We start from the raw sequence: 26,279 nt of genomic DNA, 5'->3' as shown, positions 1-26,279 counted from the left end.
ACATTGCTTATCCTCATCCGGTGCTATACGCTTGAACAAAAGAGGAGGATACCTATGAGAATATCCCTGATTCAGCTGGATATAGCATTTGGCAATCCCACTATGAATTATGCTGCTGTTGTCCAGAAAATAAAAGAAGCCGCTGTCGCTGCCCCCGATTGTCTGATTCTCCCTGAGCTATGGACCACTGGTTATGATCTAACTCGCTTAGAAGATATTGGCGATCCGGAAGGAGAAATTACCAAGACATTTATCTCCAGCTTGGCTAAACAATACAGCATCAATATCATCGCTGGTTCTGTCGCTAGCCGAAATGATACTGGTGTAACTAATCGTATGTATGTATTTAATCGATCAGGTGAGCTCGTCGGACAATACAGCAAGCTGCATTTGTTCCAGCTGATGGATGAACATTTGTATCTGCAGCCGGGAGAAGCCAAAGGACTATTCACATTAGACAATACGTTATGTGCAGGGCTAATCTGTTATGATATCCGGTTTCCGGAATGGGTTCGCGCCCATACCGCACAAGGGGCGGAAATCCTGTTCGTCTGCGCTGAATGGCCACTGCCCAGATTGTCCCACTGGCGGGCGCTGTTGATCAGCCGGGCCATCGAGAACCAATGTTTTGTTGTAGCCTGCAACCGTGCAGGCAGCGATCCTGCCAATATCTTTGCTGGGCATTCAATGATTATTGATCCTTGGGGAGATATTGTGTGTGAGGCTTCTGAAGAGGAAGAAATTCTAACCGGAGAGATCGATTTACATCAGGTGCGTGAGATTAGGAAACAAATTCCGATTTTTTCGGACAGACGTCCTGAGTTGTATAATTAATAGAGCGTCATTGTTGAATATTAAAAAAGACGTTACGTAGGCTGGCATTATCCAGCTTTCCGTTACGTCCTTTTTTAACAGACTCTAACCCATGCTCAGCCCTTAGGAATACCGCTCGCGCAGCACCCGCGTTGCATCGAGCACACGTGGATCATCATAGTCCAGGCTGTATCCTGTCTCTTGCTGCAAAATGCGGGATGCTCTAAGAGAGACTCCACGACGAATCAAAGCCTGAATAATCCCCTCCCCAAACACTTTCGCCACTTCAGGTCCACCGAGTTCACCCAGTCCAGCAATCGTCTCTGGACGAACCTGTGGATATGATAGTGAGGAGTCTCCTCCGGAGGCTTGCGCATAGAAATTACGAATTTGTTCACCGCGTTCTTGTCCCGAGCCAGAAACTACAACAAATGCATGTACAAAATAGGCATTGTTCTGCCTACGCTGAGCAATACCACAAAACTTCCGGCCACCAATGGCCAGATCGAAATCACCAGGGCAGTAAGAACCAACAATCTCACCAGCCTCAATTTGCGCCGCAGCCTGTGGATGACTAATAGCAACCGCTTCCGTGATCAAAGCAGCCAAGAGCTTAAAGTCATCATGAAAGTCCAGCTTTCCACGTCCTTTGGGCAGAACTAGAGAAACATTAATGATCCCTGCATCCAGAGGCACCGCAGCTCCGCCGGAATGCCTAACCGCTGTTCTAATCCCTTGCGCCTCAAGCGTAAGCATCGCCTGAGCTGCACACGGTAGCTTACTGTCCCGAAGTCCAAGTGCCACACCACCAGAATGACTCCACAGATGTAAGCTAGGAGGTATAAGTCCCGCTCCAACATCCCGGCATAAGGTTTCCTCAAAAGCGAACGGGACCAGCATATCCTCTAAGCTCCCTGCTTCTGTACCTTTGCTCTCATCCCTTGCACTCAGATGTTGAAAGAGCCCCATTTCTGAAGGAAGTTTACTAAATATTGAATCATACTCACGAGTATCCACCAAAGCCCCTCTTTCCCGAATATGAGCCACGAGACCTGCTATTCTCTACCAGCTAAAGATCCAAGCCTATCCGTATAAATAATGATAGTAATATTGTAACCGATCTGTCTCCATGCTGTGAGCAGAGAATTGAAATGAGGTTATGATAACGCTATTCTTATAGTAAATGGACTTACCCCAGAGCATAATAGGGGAAGCCCTAAATTCATGCTATCCCAAACGTTAAGGAGTGATGCTGCATGACAGGAGACAAGCTGACCAAAGAACGACAGCTAACCAAAACAAAGCAATGGGAACAAGCCCTTAACCACCTTTATATCAACTTTTGGGATTACAGCCATGACGCATTAAATAAATTCGCTGATGAAGATATCCACCAGGCAAGAGTGAACTGCCGTAAGCTGCTAAGTCTATTATCCATTCTTGATCCGCGGCACACTTCAGGCCTGTACCCTATTTTCAAAAAAGCGCAAAAGAGATTAGGTAAAGTGCGAGATGCAGATGTTCTAATAGAATCTTTCAAGAACAAGCGCAAGCAGGCGAAGGAGAACGGAGATTCCAAAACTGCAGACCTGTTAAAGGCAGTGATTGCGTACCAAAAGGACAAGCGCAAAACTTACCGCAAGAAGCTCGCTAAGGAGCTGCCTGAACTAATTAATGAAGACCTCGAGGAAAAGTGGAAGACCTTCCTAAGCGAGCAGCTTGAAGCCCTAGCCGCCAAAAAGAATGTTAACGTTGTTATGCGTGAGCTTGAGATCGCTTATGAGCAGAAGAAAAAAACCTGTAAAGCTATTTTCCATGAAGACAATGCCGAATCTAAAGAAGCCTTCGACGCTTTGCACCAGCTAAGAATCGCTGCTAAGGAACTGCGTTATACCGCGAGTGCAGCCGATTTTGCATTAAATCAGAAATTCCATGCGCATGAGGAGATCTATAAGGAGATTCAAGATCAACTTGGGCTGATTAACGACAAACGTCTATGGCTGGAAACACTGAATGCTATTGGACGTGAAGAGCTGGACATCGGTAAAAAAGCATGGAATGCCTTCACGTCGCAATTAAAGGATGAAGTGCTCGATGCACTGCATCATAATGATGTCATTCCTATCCAGACACAAACGAAGTAGCTCCATACAACATTGCAAATGGTCCTTTCTATTCAGCCGTTGTATCTGATGCACCATACTCTTCAATATTCAGTTTCACTTCATAGGTAATCGGAATCTCACTAAAGGTTTCATCCCAGTTATCCTCTACGCTCCGCCATACGGCTGGATGTTGAATACGCAAAGCGTTGCCGAAACCTGCAACCTCTGTATGCAGCTCCTTCTGCATTTTTTTCACAGTGACCTGAAGCATGTCTAAGACATGCTTCTCCAGCACTGCTTTATCCTCCTTTACAATGCCGTCATGTAACTTCTTTGCACTCTTGGCAAAAGCCTCACCATATCTCCCCGTAGATTCTATTTTCACATGAAAAGAGATCTTCCCATCCTTCACATTAGCTTTATACTTACTACCCAGAGATTTGATTTCATAGGTAATGAGCTTATTGTTAGACGGGTCGTATGCTTTGAGAGCACCCCCCTCTCCCTTTCCAGTCAGCCAGACCATACCTTCCAGCTCCGATGCATCTAAAAAACCAACGAGCTTTCCCGTTTTCCCTTTAATTACGCCTGCTCCATCCAGCTTTGTCTCCTTCTCTTTTTCTAAAGAAATCACATTCTGCAACATGAAACTTCTTTTACCATGCAAAGGACCCGCCACTTTAGCTATTGAAACCGGCTCCCATATCCTCGTGCTCCGACTTCTATTCACAAAAATCCCCTCTAATACAAATGAAGGGGTTTGGCCGGGCAGCGCATTTTCCAATACATCTCTGGCTTTTCCCTTGCTGACATATAGTAGAACACTGGGACGGATATCGTTATCCCTGCTAAAGAAATCAATTAACTCAGAAAACTTGGTGGAGCGTGCAAGCTTCTCACCGATCACAATGACCTTAAGGTGATGTCCGATTGGAGTACGTCTAGTACGCAGTGAAAGTGCCCGTAATGCTTCAAACATAGAATCACTTACTTCACTCATGTTATAGTAATTTCTGGTTGAGGATGAGGCCGCACCAGACTTCATACCTGACCCTCCCGAGCCTTGAGGAATCGCAAACTGATAAGTACTCATGATTTGTTTAGGCATGGGCTTCCCCCCACCTCCTTGCTGAGTAGCCTCTTCATTCTCGTTCTGCTCCGCACTGTCCAGGGCAACACCAATCTCCATACTTAACTCCTCAACAGGTGTACTGCTCCAGCAACCGGTCAACAGAATACATACTATAAGAAATGTAATCGACACTCTCCATTTTTTCATGAAGCCGCCCTCCGGAAATGTGCGATGATCAATAGCGGCAATGGAATTAATCCAAATAAAACGATCATCCAATTACCTACGACTGTCCCTAATGCAAATAGAGCATTCACATTTGGTGGCATTCTGGAAACTAGATAGGCTACTGGAAGTATAGCCAATAAGCAGCTATTAAATCGTTTATTAAATATTTGAGAAACTCCCAAAGCAGCAGCATAAATAGTGATGCAGAAGGTGCAGAAAATTTGCATAATCCAGATTACCAGCAGCAGCGATTCAAACCTCTCAAAAATAAGATAATTCACCTCAAAGCTTCTCACTAGATCAAGAAATGGCCAAGTTCTTGTGACCACTCCATCTATAGAAAACGCACCAATAGTCATTACAACAGCTAAAAGATAAAAGAACGTTGATATACATGATCCAGCAATAATTACCTTTACTGCTTTTTGTGGCTTATCCATAAAAGCAACAACGAACAGCATCGCTTCACCAGCAGTAAAAGTCAGAATGGTTGGCCTGATGCCCTTCCATACCGGTCCTAAACCATCTCCAAGGAAAGGCCGCAAATTATCGATATCGAAAACTTCAATACTAAGCAAGCATACTCCAACAAAAACTGTCCAAGTAATCGGAACAATCAACCTACACATGCTAGTGATAGCATTAAGTCCTCCTCTGCATAAATAGAAGGCTATCCAAATAAACACAGCAACAATAGCCCAAGGAGGGGTTCCCTCCAGCAGAAAAAAAGAGGTCACTTCCTGTACGGAACGTGCTTCAAAACTGGCTATACACAGAAAATAAACAATCACTAATATAGAGAGCATCACTCCAAGTGGCTTGCCAATGATTTTCCCGCTAAATTGAAAAATAGTTTGACCTGGAAACCGTTGGCTAAGTTTCACTATAATTAAACCCGTTAAAAAGGTAATTACTCCCCCTAAAAAAACGGAGATCCACACGTCTGGAGTTTCACTCGCCTCTACAATCGTCCGAGGAAGTGTAAGTATCCCTGCCGCAATAGTATAATTGGCTAATATGATCGTCGCTTGAACAGCAGTAATTCGGTCCTTCACCTCGGTACTCATATTCGCTTCCTCCTTTACTTCGATCTCTCACCCTTTGCGTCGGGGGTCCTTCGGCTTCAACAGCGTAGGGCGGCCTGTTAGAAATTGCAGCGGCATACGGAATATAAAATCTTTCCAATCCTTAATCTTATACGGGATAAACATGCCAAGATAAGGCATGCCAAAGCTTTTTAGCTTGATTAAATGGGCACTGATGAAAAGAAAGAATAACACCACTCCATATAATCCAAAGACTGCTGCAAAAAACATGGCTACAAAACGGAGCATACGCAGCGTCATTCCTGCACTATACATAGGGATGGTGAAAGAGGAAATCGCTGTAACTGAAACAACGATAACTAGAATAGGACTCACGATTCCTGCTTCTACCGCGGCTTGGCCGATGATCAGACCGCCTACAATCCCCATTGCAGGACCGATAGGTTTAGGTAGCCGGAGTCCAGCCTCCCGTAATATTTCAATCGAGGTCTCCATGATTAAGGCTTCGATTAATACTGTAAAAGGTACACCTTGGCGGGAGCTGATAATTGATATGGCCAGCTTAGTCGGAATTAATCCTGGCTGGAACGAGAGGAAGGAAATATATAGTGCCGGTGCAAACATTGATATCAATGCGGCGAGAAAACGCAGTAAGCGCACCAACGACCCCACCATCCACCGATCGTAATAATCCTCTGGGGATTGCAACAGCATCCCGAAGGACACGGGCATGATCAAGGCAAAGGGTGTGCCATCCAGCAGGATAGCTACTCTCCCTTCCAATAACGCTGCCATTACGCGGTCAGGTCTTTCCGTATTCTGAATCTGCTGGAATGGCGTGAAGCTATTATCTTCGATTAATTGCTCCACATAACCAGATTCTTGCACATCATCTATATCAATCGTCCTGATTCTTCTTTTGACTTCTTCGACCAGTTCATCATTCGCGATGTCCTTGATATAAGTTAGAACCAGATCCTTCTTCATCCTCTTGCCTACAGTAAAAGAAATCATGGCTAGCTCTGTGCTCTGCCCGTGTCGGCGCAGTAATGCCGTGTTATCACTTAACGTCTCATTAAATCCGCTTCGAGATCCCCGCAAGACAGCTTCTGATTCAGGCTCTTCTATCCCTCTTGTGTTCCCCTTCGGGGTGCTGAGCACAATAGCCTCCGGTATCCCTTCTACTAACAGCACTACAGAGCCGAACAACACCTTTTGAAGGGAGAGCTTCACATCATCTGTAAACTCAACTTCCGAAATAAGCACGATCTCATGAATGAGAATATCTTTTAGATCCTTTGCTTCCGGTATCGTATGGGGATCCTTAAAAACCTTATAGGCATTCATTAAAGGCTTCAGAATATTCCGATCCATTTTATCTTTATCTGTCAGTCCATCTACAAATATAAGGGCCGCTTGCAGCTTTATACCTCCGATACGTAACTCCCGAAAACTCACATCATGCATATCTGTGCTCATCTCTTTAAATCTTTGCAAATCCTCCCGAAATTGACCGCTATAGCTTGCTCCTGTAGAAGATTCTTCACTGATTCCAACAGAATCGTCCGCCTTAGCAACCTTTTTCGTATTGCTAGAACCTAGAGAGGCTTCTCCGTAAGGAACACCCCCGCCTATGCTGCCGGCAGCTTTTTTTGCTCTAGTACTTATCGTATCTTCCTTTACATTAGCCCAACTCATCATCCGGATTAGAATAAACGGAACGAAAAAGATCATAATAGCTTGGAAAATCACACTCCATTTAGGAATTATCTCTAGAATAATATTCCACACCCTCATCACCTCCTTTATAACTGTGTTCGTATTTTTTACCGAAGATGGGTAAATCATGCACGCAAAAAAGACCCCACAATATGGAGTCTCCCTAATTTCATCTTTAAAATTATCGCCTTATGCTTGAAGAACCTTGTTCAGTATGCCTTGGTAGGCTGCTTTCGGACGCAGACCGACCAGCTTTTCCACAGGCTGCCCCTCTTTATATACAATGACTGTAGGCATCCCCATAACACCCGCTTCTCCAGCCAAATCCGGCAGTTCATCACAATTCACCTTAACAATAGAAACATCGTCTCCATATTCCTTGTGAAGATCTTCCAGAACAGGCAGCAGCACCTTACAAGGGGGGCACCATGGCGCACCATAATCCACCAGTACCGTTCCTCCACCACGTATTTCTGACCGCACCCAATCCGCACTATCGGCATTTATAATAGACATTTGCCATTCCTCCTCATATTTTTCAACACCAGCAGTACTATTCCAAGTTCTCCAGTGGACACGTTCCCAACTTGCTCTCATCCTGCTCCTGCAGAATAGATGCCATTCGTTCTTCCAAATTTCTCTTGATCTGATTCAGCTCTACAAGCTGACGTTCAATATCTTCCAATTTACTGCGGTATAGTGGCATCACTTCTGCGCAGAAAGCTTCTTTGTTCTTCAAGACACAATGTAGAAAGCCCGCGATCTGCTCTGTCGACAGACCCAGGTTCAAATATAGTTTAATCGTTTCTACCGTCTCTACAGCAAGTGAAGAATACTCCCGATATCCGTTGGCCTGACGGATCGGCGAGATTAATCCTTGACTCTCATAGTAACGAAGTGAACGGACGCTTACGCCCGTCAGTTTAGCAAGCTCACCTATTTTCATAGCATTCTCCCCGGGGTTCATGAGAATTGTTCTACACCAGTATAAACCCTGACACCAATGTTAGAGTCAACAAAAAAAATCCAACCGCGGCTAACCCGCAGTTGGACTCGTGTTTTATTTTACAACAGGTATATCCGCTTATATCCTATAATAATCCTGCCGCCCAAAGTCCACCTCTAAGAATCATCTGGCGAAAGGGCTCTACGGAAAATGACGGCAAATGATGACCAGGCATTAAATAAACAACCCGGCCTAGACCAAATTCATGGCACCAAGCCGCCTGTCTCATTGCCCCATCATGAGGATATTCCATAAGCACAGTTGTTTCGAAATAGGGATGCTGCTCAAAATAATAAGGCTCATCATCGATCACAAATTCTTCGATCCCCTGCATAATGGGATGCTCCCGTGCCGGTATGGACATCTGGAGCGAAGTGAATTCTGGATGATGAGTGAAATGCGCTCCCAGCATAGCGCCTAGCTCCTGATTACGCTGTAAGGAGATTCCGTTATGTACCACTAGTAATCCACCACCGTTAGCCACATAGGAGAGCAATGCGCTGCTTTGTTCCGCCGGTATTTTATCATCGGAGAATTCGGTATAAGAGATCACCAGCTTGTAGTCAGATAATGTTTCTTTATTAAGCAGCCCATAATCCTCCGAGGAGAATACCTGCAGGTCATTGGCAAGGATCTGCTCAATCTCCCGGTCTACTCCCGCAAATGGGTGATATTTAACCTCCGAATAACTTCCGAGTGCCAGTGCTTTTAGTGTAGACATCCTATCATCGCCTTTCTTCGTGTAGTTTTTTTGATTACGGGAAGCCCATCTACCAAGGCCATGTATTTCCATCCACGTCAAGATAGGCCGGCTCATCCCCTAGATACTTTTTATACTCCATAACCTGACTTATAATCTGGTCTGCAGACACATCGGGTGAAATATCGGCTTGCTCATTTTTTTCGCCATGCATATAAGTCTTCATCCAGCCGGGGTGAAACACCATCACTTGACCCCCAAGCGTCTTTAGATGATTGTGCATCAGGGAGGATTGCATATTGAGAGCCGCCTTAGACATGCAGTAGCCGTACATGTTAATACGTTTATTTCTGCCAATGCTGCCCGCTTCCGAAGAAATATTAACAATCAATTTATCCTTACTTTGCAATAAAAGTCCCATAAGTGCATTGCTGACTCTCAACGCGCCTAGTGTATTCACATTATAAATCTCCGCCATGCCCTCATCATCCATATCCACCAGCATCGTAGCATCATCTGCGGAATGAATAATTCCGGCATTATTAATAAGAATATCAACATGCACAGTTCTGCTGGCGATAGCCCTTGCTGCCTGCTTTACACTGTCCTTACTACCAATATCGAGTGGAATAAGTTCCAGCTGTTCCGGATACTCCTCTTTAAGCGCTTTCAATTCATCTGTATCTCTCATGTATTGTCCAGCAAATACTGAGAACTGTTTCTCTAAAAGAGAGTGCACAAGAGACAATCCGAGACCCCGATCAGCTCCAGTCACACATGCGACTCTGTTCATTCTTATCAACACTCCTACCTAGTAAGGATTATTGAAGCAAGTTGTCTTCCTTTCACCTTAGCATGCCGTCCTCTTTTTTTCAACGCGCTAAAATGAGGGTTTAGTCATTCTTGGATTAGCTGCTCCAGAATCCTTTTTGTTTTAAATTTAATATATGTTACAATCATGATTACAGGTTGTTAACAACACAATGGTTAGTAAAATAACGATCCCAGGAGGGTGATATCTATGTCTATTCAACAACTTCATACATTGGAAGATCTTGAGCAGTATGTGGCTAAACCTGGCAAGAAGCTGCTGTTCAAACACAGCACTACCTGCCCGATTAGCGCCAAAGCTAATGAAGAATTCCAGGCTTATCTAAAGGATGCGGATACTGCAGCAGCAGTAGTTCTAGTCATCGAGGATCGTCCAGTTTCCAATCAAATTGCCGAGGATTTCGGGATTAAGCATGAATCTCCACAGCTCTTCCTGCTTGAGGATAATGAGGTCCGCTGGAACACTTCCCACTGGAAGATCACAAGAGATGCTATCAAAGAGGCTGTGAACCAATGAGCCAGCAAGTGATTGTTTATTCAACAGCAGGCTGCAGCGACTGTAATCTGGTCAAACAATATCTTACGGAGCAAGGTATCCCTTTTGAAGTAAGAGATGTTATGACTAGCACCGTCTATCAAGAGGAAGTCGAAAAGCTTGGTTTCATGGGTGTTCCTGTTACTGTAGCAGGGGATCACGCCACCAAAGGATTCAATCTTCCCGAGCTGAAAGCACTTCTCGAAGCTGCTCAGTAATTCATTCGTTTAATTATTTAGCACTTGATATATGCTTACAAAAAAGGGGATTCCAGCAGCCACTCGGCAAGGAATCCCTTTTTTTCATTGTTCTAAAGCTTAGGGTTCCTCACGCATAAGATTTGCCACGACCAGTACATCTACATTTCTGGCCGAACGCAAAATCTGTTTAGTGACATCCCCGCGTAGCCATTTGCGCACCCATGAGCGTTGGGACTGGCCGATAATAATCTGTGTGCTCTGTAAGGCTTGAGACCTTTCAAGCAGCAAGGAAGACACTCGTGCCGGGAGCACGTTAGGAATCATCTTAAACGTTCCACCCAGTCGTTCCGTCAATTCTTTCAAATCATTAATTCGTTTATCGTAAGAAGGCCCGCTCTGCTTATATTCCTGTACGTACGTAACATACCAGCAAGCTTTTAGACGATAGGCAATCCGAAAACCGCGCCGAATCAGACGTTCCGCATGATCTCCTAAGGTGATGCACACATAGATCACTTCCTGCCGCCGCCAAGGTCCCCGCAGCGACCCGACACGTTCCCAGGCCTCCAGACGTTCATCCACATCATCAGCAATTTCCCGCAGCGCCAGTTCACGGAGGGCGATTAGATTGCCGATTTTGAAAAAAGCACCCAGCGCCTGATCCACTTTGGTCATCGCATATATTTTTCCATCCTTCATCCGCTCTTGCAGTGTTTTGGGGGATACATCGATAAGTTCAACTTCGTCGGCCCGTTGCAGAATGCTGTCCGGGAAAGTCTCTCTAACTCTAACTCCGGTAATTTGTTCTACTGCATCATTCAAGCTTTCTAAATGCTGAACATTCACTGTGGAGATTACAGAGATCCCCGCATCCAATAACTCCATAACATCCATATACCGCTTCTTATGCTTGCTGCCCGGCATATTGGTATGTGCCAGTTCATCTACCAGTACGACCTCCGGATTACGCTTAATAATAGCTGCCGTATCCATTTCCTCAAGGACAGTCCCCCGATAGTCAATGCTCAGTCGCGGAAGGATCTCCAGATCAACGATCTGTTCAAGGGTTTCTTTACGTCCATGCGTTTCTAGTAGTCCAATAACAACATCGATCCCTCTCTTTAAGAGATCATTTCCTTCTCGCAGCATCTTATAAGTCTTGCCCACCCCGGGAGCAGCACCAATGTACACTTTAAATGTGCCCCCACGAATCGCATCGATTTTATCCTTTACTTCCTGAGTGCTTAATCTGTGATAGGCATCAGCTTTCCGCTCATTTCGGCTCTGCCGGGTAGGAAGAACACGTTCTCCCTCACGCTCAGCACGATCAGCCACGAAAAACACATCTACTCCGCGGATTTGCTTTAACAATGAGTTAGCAATCGAACCCTTCCACAGCTCCTGCCACGCCGTTTGCTTAGAGTGACCCATAACGATACGGGTAATATTATGCTGGATGGCGTATTTCACTAGAAGTCCCGGAATCTCCCTCTTCGAGCGAAAAGAAATCTCCTCCATCGAGGCCCCAATCTTCTCAGTCAGCTTCCATAGGGATCGCTTGAAGGTTGCTGCTTCCTTAGAGGGCGTCAGGCCCTGCTTCCAGAAGGATACCACCGCCAGATCTCCGTTTAACCGTTTAGCGATTTGCTGCCCACGGCGGATATGAATCGAGCCATTCCAATAATACTGTGCGGACACCAACACTTTTTCGGCAATCCCCGAAGCCCCCAGCAATCCTTGCTCCTCCCGATGCTTCTCCAGCGAACCATTAACATCCTCCGCAACCATTCTCAGCGCCAGCTCCCGCAGCTTGCTTAGATTCCCTTTGTTAAAAAGCGAAGTCCGCTGCTTCTTGCCCAAATGTCCTTCGGACAAACGTTGAAGTATCTTTTCCGGAGTCACATCAATTAGAACGATATCATCTGCAAGGGTGAGCACTTCCGCAGGCAAGGAATATTCCACCTCAATCCCCGTCCACTTCCGCGCAAGATCTGCTGCGCCTTCCAGCTCGTATACGTTTACAGTTGTGATGACACTAATTCCACAGCCCAATAAATATTTGATATCCTCCAGCCTAGTCGATCTCTCCGCACCCTCGCGATTATGATGAGCCAATCCATCGGTCAGTACAACCTCTGGATTACGCGCCACAATGGCCTCCACGTCCAGATCCTTCTTCTCGATCTCCTTCTGAAACCAATGAATACTTGGAATCCGTTCCAAGTCACCCAGCTGATCCCTTGTTTCTGGACTTTGGTTGGTTGAAACCGCACAGATTACAACATCGATGCCCTGAGCTTTCAGCGCCTGACCCTCACGCAGCATCTGATAGGTCTTGCCTGATCCACTGACCGGACCTATATAGATCTTCAGACGTCCACGATGCAGCTCATAAATAGAGAGCAGCAGTTCCTCCGGCGTCTTCCTCCGATATGTTCCCATCAAGACCACTCCTTAATAACCCGTTCATCCATTCACTCTTCTATGCCAGAAAGCAAGATATCCCTGACCCAGTTTGAACAATCGGGCAGGGATATTAGCTATATTTATTTGTTCGTTAATTTCTGCAGCTCCATGTTCAGCTTCAGAACATTTACCCGCTTTTCACCAAACAGCCCTAGATCGCGACCTTCGGTCTGCTTATTCACTAGCTCTTCCAGCTGCGCGGCTGGAATCCCAGTCAAATTACTGATCCGGGGAATCTGCACAATTGCCGACGCAGGAGTGATATGCGGATCAAGACCTGAACCCGAGTTGGTTACTAAATCAACCGGCAGCTTGTTTACAGGCACATCCGGATTATCAAGCTGCCACTGTGTGATGGAATCCTTCGTCCGCTGCAGCATATCCGGGTTGGATGGGCCGTAGTTATTGGAGCCTGAGGCTTCCGCTTTATAATCAATGCTGGATACACGGCCATGGAATAATGCCGGGTCCGTAAAGCTTTGCCCGATGAGTTCTGAGCCCACAACTACTCCAGCGTCATTCTTCAGCTGACTGCCGTTCGCTTGCGATGGCATCAGAACTTGAGCAATCGCTGTAGTAGTCAGAGGATAAATCACTCCGCAAAGAACAATAAACACTAGACATAGCCGTAATATAATAAAGAAATTAGCACCCTTCGATGATGACAACTGTTCTTCAGCGTCCGCAATCGATTTTCTGTTATTCACGATGCTCTCACCCTTTCAATGATTAGTCAATCCGTTGTTAAATCCATACACTTACGAGCAAATCAATAAGCTTGATGCCCGCAAAAGGAACGACTACTCCACCTAAACCATAGATAAAAATATTACGTCCCAGCAGCTTCGTAGAACTCATCGCTTTATACGAGACACCTTTCATAGCCAATGGGATCAGCAGCGGAATAATAATCGCATTAAATATTAATGCAGATATAATTGCCGAGCTAGGTGAACCCAATCCCATGACATTCAGGGCTTCCATTTCAGGAATGGCGAGCATGAACATTGCCGGAATAATTGCGAAGTATTTAGCGATATCATTCGCAATACTGAACGTTGTCAACGCGCCCCGCGTCATCAGTAGCTGTTTACCAATAGCTACAACCTCAATGATCTTCGAGGGATCGGAGTCCAGATCAACCATGTTTGCTGCTTCCTTAGCGGCTGTAGTCCCACTGTTCATCGCTAAGCCCACATCAGCTTGGGCAAGGGCAGGTGCGTCATTCGTACCATCACCAGTCATTGCCACCAGCTTGCCTTCGTTCTGCTCACGGCGGATAACCGCTATTTTATCCTCAGGTGTACTCTCTGCAATAAAATCATCTACCCCTGCTTCACGGGCAATAGTAGCTGCGGTCAGCGGATTGTCCCCTGTACACATGATAGTCTTGATTCCCATTTTTCGCAGCTCATCAAACCGCTCTTTCATGCCTGGCTTAACTGTATCCTTTAAGTAAATAAGTCCATAAATCCGGTTGTCTACCGCAACAGCAAGCGGGGTCCCCCCCATCCGAGCGATAGCATCGGAATTACTGTCGAGGTTCGCGGGAATGACTCCGCCCTTCGACTGTACCCATTTCTTCACGGAATCGACTGCCCCTTTACGAACAGATCGTCCATCACGCAGATCTATACCACTCATCCGGGTCTCAGCCTTAAACTCTACGAACTCTCCGCCTTCAGCAAGTTTGCTGTCATAGCTGCGTTCCAGCTTCTTAGCCAGCTCAATAACAGAACGTCCTTCCGGAGTCTCATCCTTTAGCGAACTAATAGCTGCCCAAGCCGTAAGCTCAGCTTCCGTTTCATCTCCAACTGGCACAAAATCACTCGCCATCCGGTTTCCGAAAGTAATCGTACCGGTCTTATCTAGAATCATTGTATTAATGTCGCCGGCAGCTTCAACGGCCTTCCCTGACATAGCAAGGACATTAAACTGTGTGACGCGGTCCATCCCTGCTATCCCGATAGCGGAGAGCAGACCCCCGATTGTGGTCGGGATCAGACAGACCAGCAAGGCGATCATAACAGGAATATCTAGATCAACGCCCAGATAAGTCGCAATTGGCCGCAAGGTCACTACTACAATCAGGAAAATCAACGTCAGACTGATCAAGAGTGTATTTAGTGCAATTTCATTGGGTGTCTTTTGACGTTTCGCCCCTTCAACGAGGGAGATCATCCGATCCAGGAATGACTCACCGGGGTCACTGGTAATTTTGACTTTAATCTCATCACTGACTACCCGGGTGCCGCCTGTGACTGAGCCAAAATCTCCGCCGGCTTCCTTAATAACAGGTGCAGATTCACCTGTTATTGCAGATTCATCTACGGAGGCCAGCCCTTCAATTACTTCACCATCGCCAGGGATAAGTTCTCCCTGACTGACGATGACAATATCTCCTTTACGAAGCTCGGAAGAAGAAACGGTCTTCACAGACCCTCCAACGAGTTTGTTAGCTGTGATATCCTGTTTCGTTTTCTTGAGTGAATCCGCCTGGGCTTTCCCGCGGCCTTCAGCCAGCGCTTCAGCGAAGTTGGCAAACAGCACTGTGAATAGCAGAATGAACAACACTGTGATATTGAAGCCTACCGATTTCTCTGCATTAAAATATCCGGGGGCCAGTACCATAAGCAATACAATAATCGTACCGATTTCGACTACGAACATGACCGGATTTTTGATTAACGTCACCGGGTTAAGCTTAATAAAGCTATCCTTTATAGCGCTTAGGAGTATGGGTCCCGTCAGCAGCTTTTTTCTTTTTACAGTACTCATCTTGTTCTCCCTCTTCCTACCGTAAGGTCAAATATTCTGCAATCGGGCCGAGCACAATGACCGGCAGAAACGTCAGCGCACCGATAATTACTACTGTACCAATCAGAATTCCGGTGAACAGACCATTGTCTGTGCGGAATGTGCCAATCGTCTCAGGAACTGGCTTCTTCTGGATCAGTGAGCCTGCAACTGCCAGCATCGCGATTATAGAGACATAACGGCCAAGCAGCATTACGATCCCGGTTGTAACATTCCAAAAGGTGGTGTTGTCCGCAAGCCCTTCAAATCCTGAACCATTGTTCGCGGCAGAAGAGACATATTCATATAACACTTGGCTAAGTCCATGGAATCCGGGATTCGTGATGGAACCGTTGCCCAAGTCCGTTAAGAACGCACCTGCTGTTGGTACAAGGATAATGAACGGATGCACAAGGATAGCAATCGCAATTAGCTTCATCTCCTTGGCTTCTATCTTTCGCCCGAGAAACTCTGGTGTTCTGCCAACCATTAGTCCACATAAGAAGACACCCATGATGGCATACATCAGCATATTGATTAGTCCGACACCTTTTCCCCCGAAGACATTGTTGAGCATCATTAGGGCCAGAGGGGTAATGCCACCCAGCGGTGTCAGCGTATCATGCATATTGTTAACACTACCTGTCGTAGCTGCCGTTGTTACCGAAGTGAACAACGAAGATTGCGGGATACCAAAACGTACCTCTTTACCTTCCATGCTACCTTGCGAAGACTCGATCCCCAGCGCATTGATAGCTGGATTGCCTTTGGTTTCCGCATAATAATTCAATCCCAGCAGTAGTACGAACAAGGTCATCATTGCTGTGAAAATCACCCAGCCCTGACGTTTGTTCTTAGCGAACAATCCGTACATATATGGCAGAGAGGCTGGCAGCATCCACATAGAGAGAATCTCCAGCACGTTCGTAAGTGGATTAGGGTTCTCGAAAGGATGCGCTGAATTGGCTCCGAAGAAGCCGCCACCATTCGTACCTAAGTGTTTAATTGATTCCAAAGAAGCGACTGGACCGATAGCGATTTGTTGTGTCTGCCCTTCGAGTGTAGTGACCTCAAGCGATGGCTTGAGCGTTTGTGGCACATGCAATCCTACCAGCACCAATGAAACTAGCAGAGCTAATGGAATGAATACACGAATATGTGCTTTTACGAAGTCCTCGAAAAAGTTCCCGACTGATTTCTGTCCTGTAATCCCTCTGACAAAAGCAACCGCAACAGAAAATCCGCTCGCTGCAGACGTGAACATCATCATCGTGATGACTGCCATTTGTGAAAAATACGATAGTCCCGTCTCCCCGCTATAATGCTGCAGGTTCGTATTGGTCATAAAGCTGATCACCGTATTGAATGAAAGCGTCTGTTCCATATCGGCAATTCCATTCGGGTTCAGCGGCAATCCCCGCTGTAATCTCAGAAAAATATAACTGAAAGCAACCAGTACGATATTAGTTAAAACAAAGCTGAGTGCATACTTCTTCCAGGACATTCCGTCCCGTTTTTTCAGGCCGATCAGCTTATAAATACCTTTCTCTGTGCCTGCAAACCAGCGATCCGTACGATTCGGTTCGTTAGAAAATACATGATATAAATACGTTCCCATCGGCTTGACCAGCAAGATGAGAATTACAATTACGACGACTATTTGCAAAATGCCCATGAATGCCCCTCCTTAAAATTTCTCAGGATGAATCAACGCGTAAACCAGATATAAAAACAACAGTAGGGTAACAGCGATTACTAGAATCACAGCTTATCCCTCCCCGTATCCTCAACTACACCTGCGCACCAGCGCATAAAGCCATAAAATAACCCGTAAATTACAGCTAACGAAGCCACCATATACAGATCCATCATATCTTCCGCACTCCTTCCATTATCCTTGATGAGGTGATCTATCGATTAGAAAATCAGCATCACCACTATGGGAATAGATTACATAGCTCGCACCAAGTCTTTTATAGACCAATCTAGGATTTATTGAACTTGTAATCACAAAAATCGGCTGTGTCGTCCAGGTACGGCACATCTGAATATAGCGGCAGCAAAGCGGAAAGCTGCTCTCAAACAGATATACCCTGCCTACCGGGAACGATGGGCGAAACCAAGTGCTCTGATGGCGGGTATCCACTAGAATAACCTGCTCAATCCCGAGCTCCTCAAGTAAAGCTTTCTCAGCCACATTGTTGGTTAATCCCGCCATCTTAATACCCCTGAACTTCAGAAGTTTAATGAAATGTTCTCCCGCCTTTGTAGGCGCACATACAAGCACATATTCATTCTGATCCGTCATCTTTTTTTCTCCTCCTGCTCATTTACAACAAGGAGGCAACGAAAATCTCCGAAAGGATGTTGACCTATCGTCATTTTCGGGCACAACCTAAAGCTCGGTTGTGTCACGTCATTAGACGCTGCCTTACAAATACCGCTAATGATGAATTTAGCGACCTCTTAGGGGAGGCCTCCATAAATGCTTTGCTTCTAAGAGCACAGCAAAAAGCCACAAAGGATCTCCTCTGTGGCTCGCTAGCGGTCACATTGCACTCATCCTCTCTCCATACGCTTACGAGGTTAGCTGTCGGATTCGGGCGGTGAGAGTCGCCCTACCTGTATAGATGCGAGCTCACTCACACCCTCTACAGGATTCACCCCATAATCTGCTTCCGACTCTCACATCGGCTGCCGATTGTTGGTTCCCCCGCTTTCCTTACCGGAAATTAAGCGGATCAAATATTCGATTGTCGTTGAAACAGGAGTAATCATACTCTTATGCACGAAGACTTGTAAAACCTGAATGATGCCAAAATAATGCAAATTAAAAACTATTTTCCCATTAGATAGCGCTTACTTGATATCTAATCTCTCTATATCTCTTGTTTACTCGAGTTTGGAGCGTTTAATCGCTATCTATAACCCATGTGATTTTATTCACCTTTTTAGAGCGAAAATACTGCAAATTCCCATTATAGGTAGAAACGCAAGAAGCTGAGGCTGAGCGAGAAAGAGGCGCGATAACACGCCATAAATACCTATTTACCTCGTTTTTCAGTCGTAGTCGGCAGGATATGGTTAAAATTGCTCTAAAAGAACATTTTCCGTTTTTTACAGAAAATCTTGAAAAGAGTATGATTCGGGTTGAATCTAATTCATGAAAAACAATCAACGCTGAGTTCCTGCATTCGCAGGGAACGGGGGAACCATCAGGCCACCTGGCCTACTTGGGGTGAATCCAAAGGAGACTGCATAAGTCTCAATAGGTAGGGCGACTCTCACCGTCCGAATCCGACAGCTAACCTCGTAAGCGTAAAGAGAGAGACCCTTGATCCGCCACGCTTTGGCCCAGGTATATCTGCCTGTAATCCAAAACCGCAGCAGAGGTCCTCCTCTTGCTGCGGTTTTTGCGTTACCTGAGCTTATTAGGTGATAGCACGCTGGATGGGGTGAATGTTTTGAAGCACTATTATTTAGGGATACATCAAGGGCTGCTTGAGCCGATAAGTCTAAATTACGTTTGTTTCGGGGCCTTGTGGTTCGAAGAACATAATCACAGGTACATTGTAGGCTATGCATTTGGCCAGAACCAGATCCAAGCCCTTCGCCAGTTCAGCACACCTTCTTCTTGTAAAGACTGTTTAGACTCTAAGATTGTATATGAGATATATAAAAAAATTCGAGAACAACAGCAGCAGCAGGATTGGTCATCGCACCAAAAGCTCCCGTGGTTTACAGCCTTCAAGGAGCCTTGGAAAGATGTAAGCGCCGGTTGGTATGTCTTGAGATCCCGCAGCACCTTTCCCTTACATCTATCTGTTATACGAAAAGAGAAGTTCCGACTATGGCTAGAGCATACCGCAGTCTGTGAGAATAAAATGGAAATGCTCGCTTGTGTAGAAAGGGCTAGTGTCACTCATCATGTAGACTTAAAGCTTTTGGAAATCTAAGGAGGAACCCTACTATGGACCAGCGCAGACTATCCCGCATTGAAGTATTTGTATTGGATGAACCCGAGCCTATTCACTATGGAATGGAAGGGGCTGAAGGCTGCCGTTATGGTATTCTGAAGCTCACCTGTAAGGGAGGCTGCAGTTGGGGGGCTTGTCTGATCTCTGCCAACACCAAAAATTTCGATCTCATTAAATGGAGTTCTTTTTTACGGGCCATCTGTCATTGCCGTCTTGAAGAAGCGCTGGATAAGGTCCGCCGCGAAGGTTCAGATTGGGAGCAGGTTAAGCTTGAGCTAGTTCAGGGTGCTTTGCAGGATTTAAAGGCCAAGCTCCAGGGTAAATCCTTGGCAGGGCATATTCAGCAAGGGCGTCTGTACAGTGTTGCAGCAGGGGGGAGCAATTCCAGAAGTGAACGGCTCTACTACAAGCCTTCAAAAGCTTTATCCACTGCCTCCCAGCAGAAACACAGTTGCCCGGAACCAGACACCGCCGATCTTATCAATAAATCCATCTCTTACTTTTCTATATTATAGATTCAAGCAAATCTCTCAATCTGAAAGGATCGTGTTCACCATGCCTGACCCCTTACCTCCCGAGTCCACCTACAGTACTAAATTTGCAGAGTGTGTTCAAAAGTATACTAATGAAGTCTACGTACTTAGTTCCATGTTGTTAGAACAATCTAATGAGGCAGACAAGATTACTATCCGCACCTTCACAGAGCTTCATAAAATATATCGTCAGGATGATTTTGATCCTCAGTTATTCTCTATCCACGCTTACCGCACTTGTATTCACCAGTGTGCTGATTCTTTTGCCCGGCGCTCCCTTCTATCGGCTAAGGCATTACCTTGGGAGGAACAGCTTGTGAAGGTCATGTGGTACGGCCTAAAGCTGCCTCTTTCTCAAATAAGCATTATTCTGCAAAAAAGTGTTCCCGCACTGAAAACACAGCTTAGAGCTCTACGGGAGCAGATGACCACCCAAACGGATATACTAACGAGCGCAAATCTTTCTATAATTTAGTCACTGACAAGAATTCAGACAATCTTTAAGCGCATGAAGCATCTAACGGACTCAGGAGCCTTTAATTGAAGCTTTTCCACAAATATAGCCGGCGTTCGGACTCCAGTAGAAATCCCGAGCAGTGAACGTCTCGGATCGTCTTAAAGCAAGCCCTAATCATCTTCCACCAAGGCTTACGGACCAAGATGACGTTATTTGCACGTTTATCGCCTTTTGAGCATAGTATCGGACTCCAGTGCAACTATTTGGTTAAAAGAGCTACTGATTCACCCTTTTTCATGCCAATAGCGACTATAGTGTCCGATATCTTGCCAAATCTCGATGATTGCTGCATTTAAGTGCTGCTGGGTCCGTTAGCTATATCAGCTCGTATACAAAGAGATTGCCAACTCAAAAACGGGGATATCCCAGCAACCATAAACGGCTGTTAGGATACCCCCGAAAACTCAGTGCTTACTATTACGCTTTACTCTTACGCGCCTTACCGTACATCCACAATCCCGCCAACATCCCCACTATAGCAACACCAGTCAATAGACCTTGAACAAAATCCATAAAAGTGGAGCCATCCGGAAGCATTCTACTAACCGTAGCCAGCGATACCGAACTCATTAAAAGCATAATGGTATATTGTTCGCTTGTAGACATCATTAGCACTCCTTAAAAGTTATATGAGGTCATCTTAGATCTTGTAAGCTTTCATTGCTTTTCTAATTTCTTTAATACTTGGGCGTTTGCCGTACATCAGTACGCCGGTACGATAGATCTTGGCTGCCAGCCATCCGAAGATGAAGGTAGTCACAAGCAGGATCAGCAGCGATACAATGACTTGCCAGATCGCCACCTCGCCGACACCAATTCGGAGCAGCATCGTCAATGGTGAGGTGAAGGGCACATAACTCGCTATCTTAACCACTAGAGTATCTGCATTGGAGATACTGAACAGTGGAACATAGAACGCTACGAAGCCTAACATCATGATTGGCATTACCGCCTGACCGAGATCCTCCGTACGGCTGACAATCGAACCTACAGCCGCATACATCAAGGCATAGAGGAAGTAACCTAATACGTACAAGACAAATCCATAGAGCAGCAAGTTAATATTGAGCTGGCCTAAATCGAGATCAAAATCAGCCAATACAGTCGCATTATGCGGGAGCGTCAAATTGACGACGATCGCTGCGACAAAGATCCCAATTTGCAATATTCCTACTAGGAAAACACCGATAACTTTACCGAACATTTGCGCTAAAGGTGAGGCACTTGTAATCAGAATCTCCATAATCCGCGAGCTTTTCTCAGAAGTTATCTCTGCGGCAATCATGTTGCCTGTCATCATAATGGACATAAAGAACAACATAAGCATGGCATATACGATAATGTAGTTAATGGCTGGAGTGTCCTCCTGAGAGCTTTCACTGCCACCGCCTGCGTTAAGCTGTTGTGTAGTAATCTGCACAGGCGTTGACATTGCAGCAATCTGTTCAGAGGTCAGCTTGTCGCCAACGATGAATTGTGTGTTTGCTTGCTGAAGTGCATTTTGGAGATAAACTTGCACATCTCCGTTTAGTTCCCCATCATTACTATGATAAGTAACGGGTGGAAGCCCTTCACCAGTAGGTTCCGCAAAAGTAACATAACCTTCTACGGTCTCTTCATCTAATGCTTTCTTTAACTCGGCATCCTCCGCAGAAGCATATTGTACTATCTTAGCCTGTGGCATGCCCTCTGGCGCAGTATAAGCCTTCAACAATTCTGCAACCTGATTTCCCTCTTCAGCAATCACAGCAATTTGAGTAACTTCACTTTTGGCCGAATCACCCTTAAACTGATCGATGATATAGGGAAGATTCATCCCTATGCTGAGCAATAATACTAGAATCAAAGTAGTAATCATAAATGATTTCGTTCTAACTTTATTTTTAAAGGTAAAGCCGATAATTGTCCCCATCTTATTCATTAGATTCACCCACCGCTCTGATAAAGATTTGGTTTAACGTAGGTTCCTTGATTTCAAAATGCTCCACTTCACCCTGTGCTATCGCCTGCTGTAAAATACGCTGTGCTGCACCGATCTCACTGATCGATAACAGATACCCACGCTCCAGCTGTTTAACTGCTGTAACACCTGCGATGGACTCCAAACCTTTTACCTCATTAGCTGTACGCAGCAATACTTCTTCCCGCGGGTAGCCATTCTTGATCGTGCGGATATCCCCTTGAACGACCGTATTGGATCGATCGAGAATCGTAATGTTACGGCATAGCTCTTCCACATGCTCCATCCGGTGCGTAGAGAAGAGGATACTTGTTCCCGAATCACGTAATTCTTTGACCGTATCTTTCAGCAGCTCCACGTTTACTGGGTCCAGCCCGCTGAAAGCTTCATCTAGAATCAGAATCTGCGGCTTATGAACGACAGCGGCGATAAAGCCCATTTTTTGCTGATTTCCTTTGGAAAGCTCTTCTATTTTTTTATTGTAATAATCCGGAACCTCGAATCGATCCAGCCAATAGCGCAAGCTCTTATCTGCATCACTAGCTGACATCCCACGCAGGCGGGCCAAGTAAACGATTTGATCGCTGATCTTCACCTTAGGATATAGTCCACGTTCTTCGGGCAGATAACCCATAAGTTGCTGCAGTTCACTGTTGAAAGGTTTTCCGTTATACAAAATCTTGCCCTCATCAGGGTAGATTAGGCCGAGCACCATACGCATCGTGGTTGTTTTTCCCGCGCCGTTCGCCCCCAGTAATCCGTAAATTTCCCCTTTACCTACGGTTAGGTTAATTCCGTTTACTGCGGTTTTTTCTCCATATTGCTTAACTACACTTTCCAGCTTTAAGGCTTCCATTTCTCTAGTCCCCTCTCTTGTGGTCAATTAGAATAGGACGATGACCCTGTGTCCATAAACTTAATATTTCGTCCAGTTCCAAACTGCGGCTCTTGATAACCTTTACGCCCAAGTCATGAATGCGTTTCTCGTTTTCAGAAAATTGTTCTATGATAAAAGAAGCTACACCCGGTGTATCCATGGTAAAGTGCAAGCCTCCTGGCAACTCAGCCGATAACTCCGCAAGCTCCTCTTCATCCGCAGCATTCACCCAAACCTCGGTCCAAGCACCGAACAGACTGTCTTTTTCAGCCATACCCAGCAGTTCTCCCCGATGCATAAGGACGATATAATCCGCCAGCCGTCGCACCTCATCCACAATGTGTGTGGAGATGATAATCGTTGCGTTGTGCTCATCCATATATTTACGAAGTGTCTCGATCATAATCTTCCAGGCAAAAGGATCAAGACCCGATGAAGGTTCATCCAATAGCAGCAGACTTGGCCGTGCCGCAAGTGCTGCAGCAATTTCGAATTTCCGGCGCTCCCCTTTAGACATCTTCGAAAGTCTCATATGATACGGAACCTCAAAGCGATCCATCAGCTCGTGAAAATACTGATCGTCCCAATTTGGATACCAATACTTCCGAAATCGTGCTGCCTCCTCTGCATTCCAGTGGTTCTCCTCAGTAATTGACGTTTCAGGAACATAGGCAATGGTCTGGCGAAGCTCCAGAGACAACCCGCTATCATACCTGTTCTCGAACCAATATATCTCGCCTTCCTCTGGATTAGTCAGCTGCATCAGCAGATTCAGCAGCGTGCTTTTGCCGGATCCATTCTGACCTACCAAAGCTGTAATATATCCTTTAGGCAGATTCAGGGTCAGTGGCCCTATCGTCTTGTTTCTCCGCCGTTTAAGTACATTCCGCAATTCTATAGCCATCTGTACCATATGAGTAAGCGCCCCCTCTCAATCCTTTTCTCTATACTTGCGTTCTACAATCTCCATAAAAATCTGTTCAAGTTCATCCTTGCTGCAATGTACCGATCGGGCGATATCCACTGCACTTTCAAGTGCTTTGCCAACCGTTTCACGTTTATATTCTTCCATGGCTCCGTCACCTACATGGGATACAAAGGTACCTGTTCCTTGTCGCGTTCGCAGCAAACCTTCGTTCTCCAGATCCTGATATACGCGCCGCACTGTAATTACACTGCATTTCAGATCTCCTGCGAACTCACGAATCGAGGGCAGCAGCGTACCTTCTGTAATGACTCCGCTAATGATTAATGATCTAAGCTGAGTCTCTATTTGATGATAGAGGGGCTCTGCACTATTTTCGTTGATTTGTACCGGTATCCACATTATTTACACCTCGCCTTCCACTCTAGCGTGCTAGAGCGCAGTCCTTGCCATTTCCGATTTTTTATATGAGATTGCGACTTTTCAGCCGATGTATAGTCCATTTAGAGAATAACTGCACAGATATTGTTCCCAGCAGTAGTGACCCCCACATGATCGGAGATAACAGCCCCCACTCCTTCGAATAGGAGATACTGTATAAGAACAAACTGCCTCCGCCCAGTGTAACTAAGAACGATGTTGCCCACGATAAAACTACGATAAGCAATGTTAGCCATAGATAAGCTTTGCCGCTAAAAAGATATTCAATAAAAATATATAGACCTGAGACCATGAATCCGAAGCCAAGCCAAGTAATCGCAAAAGCTATGTACGAAGGAACCGCCAGCTCTGCCCGGAAATTCTCTCCTAACAAGTAAATAATAACGAAGAATAACGTACCATTTAGAGTAAAGGAGCCCACACCCTGAAGTTTCCTCCGCGATAATATTACTGCAGCTGGAATCGGTAAAGTTCGTAAGTAAACCAACATTTTTGTGTAAGAATCTTCACTCCAATATTTCATGGAGCGGCGAGAGAATGTTAATCCCAATAAGGGGATAAAGGAGAGAAATAAGAAATCCGCTAGCATCGTCCGATCCTGCTCACCTAGTACATCATTTGCTATCAGGCTAGTCAGTCCACCAAGATAACTCATAAAAACAACTGTTATTACGAGGGTCCCTAATATTTTTAATTTATCTCCGCGAAAATCAGAGCGCAACATAAACCATGAATCTTTTAATGTTCTCATTAATGCTAACCTCGCTTTACAATGTCTTCAGCGTCTAGCAGAAGCAGGTGTTCATATCCCTGTGCTTACTGTATATATCTATATACACAGTATATGACCTTAATTTTACATTGTCAATCCTGTAACTGGAAATTATTCAAAAGAAATAGGAGGTTTAAGCAACCTCATACTTCAAGCTTATGAAGACACTCTCAGACGTTAGGTAAAGCTTATTTGTTAGGATTATCTACAACGAGGGGGAATTGAGGCAGAATGCTACGAGGCGAATATAACTGGGATAATTGAGTTTATTAGATAATTCATTCTGGAAATGAAGTAGTAAGAGTTCACTCTTGCTTCTATGTAACGCGTTGGTGTGAAGTGCGTTATGGAGGCGAGTGCCGGAGCGGATACTGGTTCGGGTTAGTATGCTGGTGCGGCTGTGGTGCTGGTTCGGGGGGATGATGCGTGCGCGGCGGATGGTGCAGTTCCGATTGTGTGATGCGTGAGCGGCGGATGGTACAGTTCCGATTGTGTGATGCGGGTATTGCGGATGGTGCGGTTTCGGGGGCGGGGTGCTGATTCGGCTGCTGACTGGTTCAGGTTTCAGGTGTGGAATGCTAGTTCGGCTGCTAGTGCAGTTTCAGGTATGGGATATGGGCGACTGCCGGACGGATTAACATTAGGGAAAAACTCCCCAAAATTTCAGCTATTACTCCGTTATTGAGCTAAATCCATTCACTTTCAGGAAGGATTTCCCTAATTATGGCCTTTTTAAGCTATTTTCGTTCATTTTCAGGGA

At 45.5% G+C, this 26,279-nt stretch carries 27 protein-coding genes and 2 riboswitches; of the genes, 7 read left to right on the top strand and 20 right to left on the bottom strand.

The features are described from left to right. Positions 1–48 precede the first annotated feature (48 nt). A complete protein-coding gene (locus NYE58_RS03235) occupies positions 49–834 on the top strand; it encodes a carbon-nitrogen family hydrolase (protein ID WP_341004231.1) in 786 nt (261 codons plus the stop codon). Between the two features lie 102 nt (positions 835–936). Here NYE58_RS03235 and NYE58_RS03230 read toward each other — a convergent pair whose 3' ends face one another. Continuing rightward, a complete protein-coding gene (locus NYE58_RS03230; RefSeq protein ID WP_081391852.1) occupies positions 937–1,830 on the bottom strand; it encodes a lipoate--protein ligase family protein in 894 nt (297 codons plus the stop codon). A 239-nt stretch (positions 1,831–2,069) separates the two neighbouring features. Here NYE58_RS03230 and NYE58_RS03225 point away from each other — a divergent pair, with 239 nt between their 5' ends. Continuing rightward, positions 2,070–2,957, top strand: coding sequence for a CHAD domain-containing protein (locus NYE58_RS03225; protein WP_076124450.1), 888 nt, complete (start codon positions 2,070–2,072; stop codon positions 2,955–2,957). A 28-nt stretch (positions 2,958–2,985) separates the two neighbouring features. On the opposite strand, the gene NYE58_RS03220 is transcribed toward NYE58_RS03225, so the two are convergent. From NYE58_RS03220 to NYE58_RS03190, 7 genes are all read right to left on the bottom strand, one after another. Beyond that, complete coding sequence (locus tag NYE58_RS03220) at positions 2,986–4,197, bottom strand: Ger(x)C family spore germination protein (protein ID WP_076310501.1); 1,212 nt, start codon at positions 4,195–4,197, stop codon at positions 2,986–2,988. Beyond that, a complete protein-coding gene (locus NYE58_RS03215) occupies positions 4,194–5,285 on the bottom strand; it encodes a GerAB/ArcD/ProY family transporter (RefSeq protein WP_341001047.1) in 1,092 nt (363 codons plus the stop codon). Before NYE58_RS03215 ends, NYE58_RS03220 begins: the two co-directional genes overlap by 4 nt. A gap of 27 nt (positions 5,286–5,312) precedes the next feature. Continuing rightward, positions 5,313–7,061 carry a spore germination protein gene (locus tag NYE58_RS03210; RefSeq protein ID WP_341001044.1) on the bottom strand — a complete coding sequence of 583 codons (1,749 nt, stop codon included), beginning with the start codon at positions 7,059–7,061 and terminating at the stop codon, positions 5,313–5,315. 111 nt (positions 7,062–7,172) lie between these two features. Continuing rightward, positions 7,173–7,499, bottom strand: coding sequence for a thioredoxin family protein (locus NYE58_RS03205; protein WP_341001042.1), 327 nt, complete (start codon positions 7,497–7,499; stop codon positions 7,173–7,175). 37 nt (positions 7,500–7,536) lie between these two features. Then, complete coding sequence (locus tag NYE58_RS03200; RefSeq protein ID WP_076185170.1) at positions 7,537–7,929, bottom strand: MerR family transcriptional regulator; 393 nt, start codon at positions 7,927–7,929, stop codon at positions 7,537–7,539. A gap of 145 nt (positions 7,930–8,074) precedes the next feature. After that, positions 8,075–8,710 carry a ThuA domain-containing protein gene (locus NYE58_RS03195; RefSeq protein ID WP_076185171.1) on the bottom strand — a complete coding sequence of 212 codons (636 nt, stop codon included), beginning with the start codon at positions 8,708–8,710 and terminating at the stop codon, positions 8,075–8,077. 49 nt (positions 8,711–8,759) lie between these two features. Continuing rightward, the gene (locus NYE58_RS03190; RefSeq protein WP_341001040.1) at positions 8,760–9,482 is read right to left on the bottom strand and encodes an SDR family NAD(P)-dependent oxidoreductase; all 723 of its coding nucleotides are present in this window, start codon (positions 9,480–9,482) and stop codon (positions 8,760–8,762) included. 228 nt (positions 9,483–9,710) lie between these two features. Between NYE58_RS03190 and ytxJ the strand changes: the two genes are divergently transcribed. Beyond that, entirely contained in the window at positions 9,711–10,037 is a 327-nt protein-coding gene (ytxJ, locus tag NYE58_RS03185; protein WP_042123836.1) for a bacillithiol system redox-active protein YtxJ, read from the top strand. Next, positions 10,034–10,273 carry a glutaredoxin family protein gene (locus tag NYE58_RS03180; RefSeq protein WP_076124465.1) on the top strand — a complete coding sequence of 80 codons (240 nt, stop codon included), beginning with the start codon at positions 10,034–10,036 and terminating at the stop codon, positions 10,271–10,273. The genes ytxJ and NYE58_RS03180 overlap by 4 nt, the downstream gene beginning before the upstream one ends. 99 nt (positions 10,274–10,372) lie before the next feature. Here NYE58_RS03180 and NYE58_RS03175 read toward each other — a convergent pair whose 3' ends face one another. From NYE58_RS03175 to NYE58_RS03155, 6 genes are all read right to left on the bottom strand, one after another. After that, on the bottom strand, positions 10,373–12,697 hold the full coding sequence (locus NYE58_RS03175) for a histidine kinase (RefSeq protein WP_341001038.1): 2,325 nt from the start codon (positions 12,695–12,697) through the stop codon (positions 10,373–10,375). Between the two features lie 104 nt (positions 12,698–12,801). Beyond that, complete coding sequence (kdpC, locus tag NYE58_RS03170) at positions 12,802–13,389, bottom strand: potassium-transporting ATPase subunit KdpC (protein ID WP_076124738.1); 588 nt, start codon at positions 13,387–13,389, stop codon at positions 12,802–12,804. Between the two features lie 76 nt (positions 13,390–13,465). Next, positions 13,466–15,499, bottom strand: a complete 2,034-nt coding sequence (gene kdpB, locus NYE58_RS03165; protein ID WP_341001036.1) for a potassium-transporting ATPase subunit KdpB — start codon at positions 15,497–15,499, stop codon at positions 13,466–13,468. Between the two features lie 16 nt (positions 15,500–15,515). After that, positions 15,516–17,192 (bottom strand): potassium-transporting ATPase subunit KdpA, encoded by a 1,677-nt coding sequence (gene kdpA / locus NYE58_RS03160; RefSeq protein ID WP_076141854.1) that lies wholly within the window; start codon positions 17,190–17,192, stop codon positions 15,516–15,518. A gap of 12 nt (positions 17,193–17,204) precedes the next feature. Then, complete coding sequence (kdpF, locus tag NYE58_RS37415) at positions 17,205–17,282, bottom strand: K(+)-transporting ATPase subunit F (protein ID WP_076116927.1); 78 nt, start codon at positions 17,280–17,282, stop codon at positions 17,205–17,207. Between the two features lie 126 nt (positions 17,283–17,408). Beyond that, complete coding sequence (locus NYE58_RS03155) at positions 17,409–17,825, bottom strand: hypothetical protein (RefSeq protein WP_076124472.1); 417 nt, start codon at positions 17,823–17,825, stop codon at positions 17,409–17,411. Between the two features lie 251 nt (positions 17,826–18,076). Then, a riboswitch (cyclic di-AMP (ydaO/yuaA leader) is annotated at positions 18,077–18,266 on the bottom strand. A gap of 419 nt (positions 18,267–18,685) precedes the next feature. Next, positions 18,686–18,850: riboswitch (cyclic di-AMP (ydaO/yuaA leader) on the top strand. Between the two features lie 80 nt (positions 18,851–18,930). On the opposite strand from NYE58_RS03155, the gene NYE58_RS03150 reads away from it, so the two are divergent. The 3 genes from NYE58_RS03150 to NYE58_RS03140 all read left to right on the top strand — a co-directional run bounded on the left by NYE58_RS03150 (position 18,931) and on the right by NYE58_RS03140 (position 20,502). Continuing rightward, on the top strand, positions 18,931–19,473 hold the full coding sequence (locus tag NYE58_RS03150) for a hypothetical protein (protein ID WP_139330148.1): 543 nt from the start codon (positions 18,931–18,933) through the stop codon (positions 19,471–19,473). A 14-nt stretch (positions 19,474–19,487) separates the two neighbouring features. Continuing rightward, complete coding sequence (locus tag NYE58_RS03145) at positions 19,488–20,009, top strand: hypothetical protein (RefSeq protein WP_051490930.1); 522 nt, start codon at positions 19,488–19,490, stop codon at positions 20,007–20,009. 133 nt (positions 20,010–20,142) lie between these two features. Next, on the top strand, positions 20,143–20,502 hold the full coding sequence (locus tag NYE58_RS03140; RefSeq protein ID WP_341001033.1) for a hypothetical protein: 360 nt from the start codon (positions 20,143–20,145) through the stop codon (positions 20,500–20,502). 459 nt (positions 20,503–20,961) lie between these two features. Here the strand turns inward: NYE58_RS03140 and NYE58_RS03135 are convergent, their stop codons facing one another. The 6 genes from NYE58_RS03135 to NYE58_RS03110 form a co-directional block, all read right to left on the bottom strand. Beyond that, entirely contained in the window at positions 20,962–21,150 is a 189-nt protein-coding gene (locus NYE58_RS03135) for a hypothetical protein (RefSeq protein WP_076218888.1), read from the bottom strand. 34 nt (positions 21,151–21,184) lie between these two features. Further along, positions 21,185–22,465: an ABC transporter permease gene (locus tag NYE58_RS03130; RefSeq protein ID WP_076124479.1), complete on the bottom strand. Its 1,281-nt coding sequence runs from the start codon at positions 22,463–22,465 to the stop codon at positions 21,185–21,187. After that, positions 22,458–23,360, bottom strand: a complete 903-nt coding sequence (locus NYE58_RS03125; protein ID WP_076218889.1) for an ABC transporter ATP-binding protein — start codon at positions 23,358–23,360, stop codon at positions 22,458–22,460. Before NYE58_RS03125 ends, NYE58_RS03130 begins: the two co-directional genes overlap by 8 nt. Positions 23,361–23,364: 4 nt before the next feature. Next, on the bottom strand, positions 23,365–24,285 hold the full coding sequence (locus tag NYE58_RS03120) for an ABC transporter ATP-binding protein (RefSeq protein WP_341001030.1): 921 nt from the start codon (positions 24,283–24,285) through the stop codon (positions 23,365–23,367). A 27-nt stretch (positions 24,286–24,312) separates the two neighbouring features. Next, positions 24,313–24,708: a GntR family transcriptional regulator gene (locus NYE58_RS03115; protein WP_076124482.1), complete on the bottom strand. Its 396-nt coding sequence runs from the start codon at positions 24,706–24,708 to the stop codon at positions 24,313–24,315. 61 nt (positions 24,709–24,769) lie between these two features. Continuing rightward, positions 24,770–25,498 (bottom strand): hypothetical protein, encoded by a 729-nt coding sequence (locus tag NYE58_RS03110; protein ID WP_076124484.1) that lies wholly within the window; start codon positions 25,496–25,498, stop codon positions 24,770–24,772. Positions 25,499–26,279 lie beyond the last annotated feature (781 nt).

Origin of the sequence: Paenibacillus sp. FSL L8-0708, from assembly GCF_038009325.1 — a bacterium.
Classification (GTDB): Bacteria; Bacillota; Bacilli; order Paenibacillales; family Paenibacillaceae; genus Paenibacillus_AQ; species Paenibacillus_AQ odorifer.
Note: the sequence above shows the minus strand (reverse complement) of the source record. Positions and strands in the feature narration are given on the sequence as shown.

What these genes read in the sequence shown, in the direction of transcription:
- NYE58_RS03225 (WP_076124450.1), top strand. Translation starts at nt 2,070, where the DNA reads ATGACAGGAGACAAGCTGACCAAAGAACGACAGCTAACCAAAACAAAG.
- NYE58_RS03220 (WP_076310501.1), bottom strand. Translation starts at nt 4,197, where the DNA reads ATGAAAAAATGGAGAGTGTCGATTACATTTCTTATAGTATGTATTCTG.
- NYE58_RS03215 (WP_341001047.1), bottom strand. Translation starts at nt 5,285, where the DNA reads ATGAGTACCGAGGTGAAGGACCGAATTACTGCTGTTCAAGCGACGATC.
- NYE58_RS03210 (WP_341001044.1), bottom strand. Translation starts at nt 7,061, where the DNA reads ATGAGGGTGTGGAATATTATTCTAGAGATAATTCCTAAATGGAGTGTG.
- NYE58_RS03205 (WP_341001042.1), bottom strand. Translation starts at nt 7,499, where the DNA reads ATGTCTATTATAAATGCCGATAGTGCGGATTGGGTGCGGTCAGAAATA.
- NYE58_RS03200 (WP_076185170.1), bottom strand. Translation starts at nt 7,929, where the DNA reads ATGAAAATAGGTGAGCTTGCTAAACTGACGGGCGTAAGCGTCCGTTCA.
- NYE58_RS03195 (WP_076185171.1), bottom strand. Translation starts at nt 8,710, where the DNA reads ATGTCTACACTAAAAGCACTGGCACTCGGAAGTTATTCGGAGGTTAAA.
- NYE58_RS03190 (WP_341001040.1), bottom strand. Translation starts at nt 9,482, where the DNA reads ATGAACAGAGTCGCATGTGTGACTGGAGCTGATCGGGGTCTCGGATTG.
- ytxJ (WP_042123836.1), top strand. Translation starts at nt 9,711, where the DNA reads ATGTCTATTCAACAACTTCATACATTGGAAGATCTTGAGCAGTATGTG.
- NYE58_RS03180 (WP_076124465.1), top strand. Translation starts at nt 10,034, where the DNA reads ATGAGCCAGCAAGTGATTGTTTATTCAACAGCAGGCTGCAGCGACTGT.
- NYE58_RS03175 (WP_341001038.1), bottom strand. Translation starts at nt 12,697, where the DNA reads ATGGGAACATATCGGAGGAAGACGCCGGAGGAACTGCTGCTCTCTATT.
- kdpB (WP_341001036.1), bottom strand. Translation starts at nt 15,499, where the DNA reads ATGAGTACTGTAAAAAGAAAAAAGCTGCTGACGGGACCCATACTCCTA.
- kdpA (WP_076141854.1), bottom strand. Translation starts at nt 17,192, where the DNA reads ATGGGCATTTTGCAAATAGTCGTCGTAATTGTAATTCTCATCTTGCTG.
- NYE58_RS03155 (WP_076124472.1), bottom strand. Translation starts at nt 17,825, where the DNA reads ATGACGGATCAGAATGAATATGTGCTTGTATGTGCGCCTACAAAGGCG.
- NYE58_RS03145 (WP_051490930.1), top strand. Translation starts at nt 19,488, where the DNA reads ATGGACCAGCGCAGACTATCCCGCATTGAAGTATTTGTATTGGATGAA.
- NYE58_RS03140 (WP_341001033.1), top strand. Translation starts at nt 20,143, where the DNA reads ATGTTGTTAGAACAATCTAATGAGGCAGACAAGATTACTATCCGCACC.
- NYE58_RS03135 (WP_076218888.1), bottom strand. Translation starts at nt 21,150, where the DNA reads ATGTCTACAAGCGAACAATATACCATTATGCTTTTAATGAGTTCGGTA.
- NYE58_RS03130 (WP_076124479.1), bottom strand. Translation starts at nt 22,465, where the DNA reads ATGAATAAGATGGGGACAATTATCGGCTTTACCTTTAAAAATAAAGTT.
- NYE58_RS03125 (WP_076218889.1), bottom strand. Translation starts at nt 23,360, where the DNA reads ATGGAAGCCTTAAAGCTGGAAAGTGTAGTTAAGCAATATGGAGAAAAA.
- NYE58_RS03120 (WP_341001030.1), bottom strand. Translation starts at nt 24,285, where the DNA reads ATGGCTATAGAATTGCGGAATGTACTTAAACGGCGGAGAAACAAGACG.
- NYE58_RS03115 (WP_076124482.1), bottom strand. Translation starts at nt 24,708, where the DNA reads ATGTGGATACCGGTACAAATCAACGAAAATAGTGCAGAGCCCCTCTAT.
- NYE58_RS03110 (WP_076124484.1), bottom strand. Translation starts at nt 25,498, where the DNA reads ATGAGAACATTAAAAGATTCATGGTTTATGTTGCGCTCTGATTTTCGC.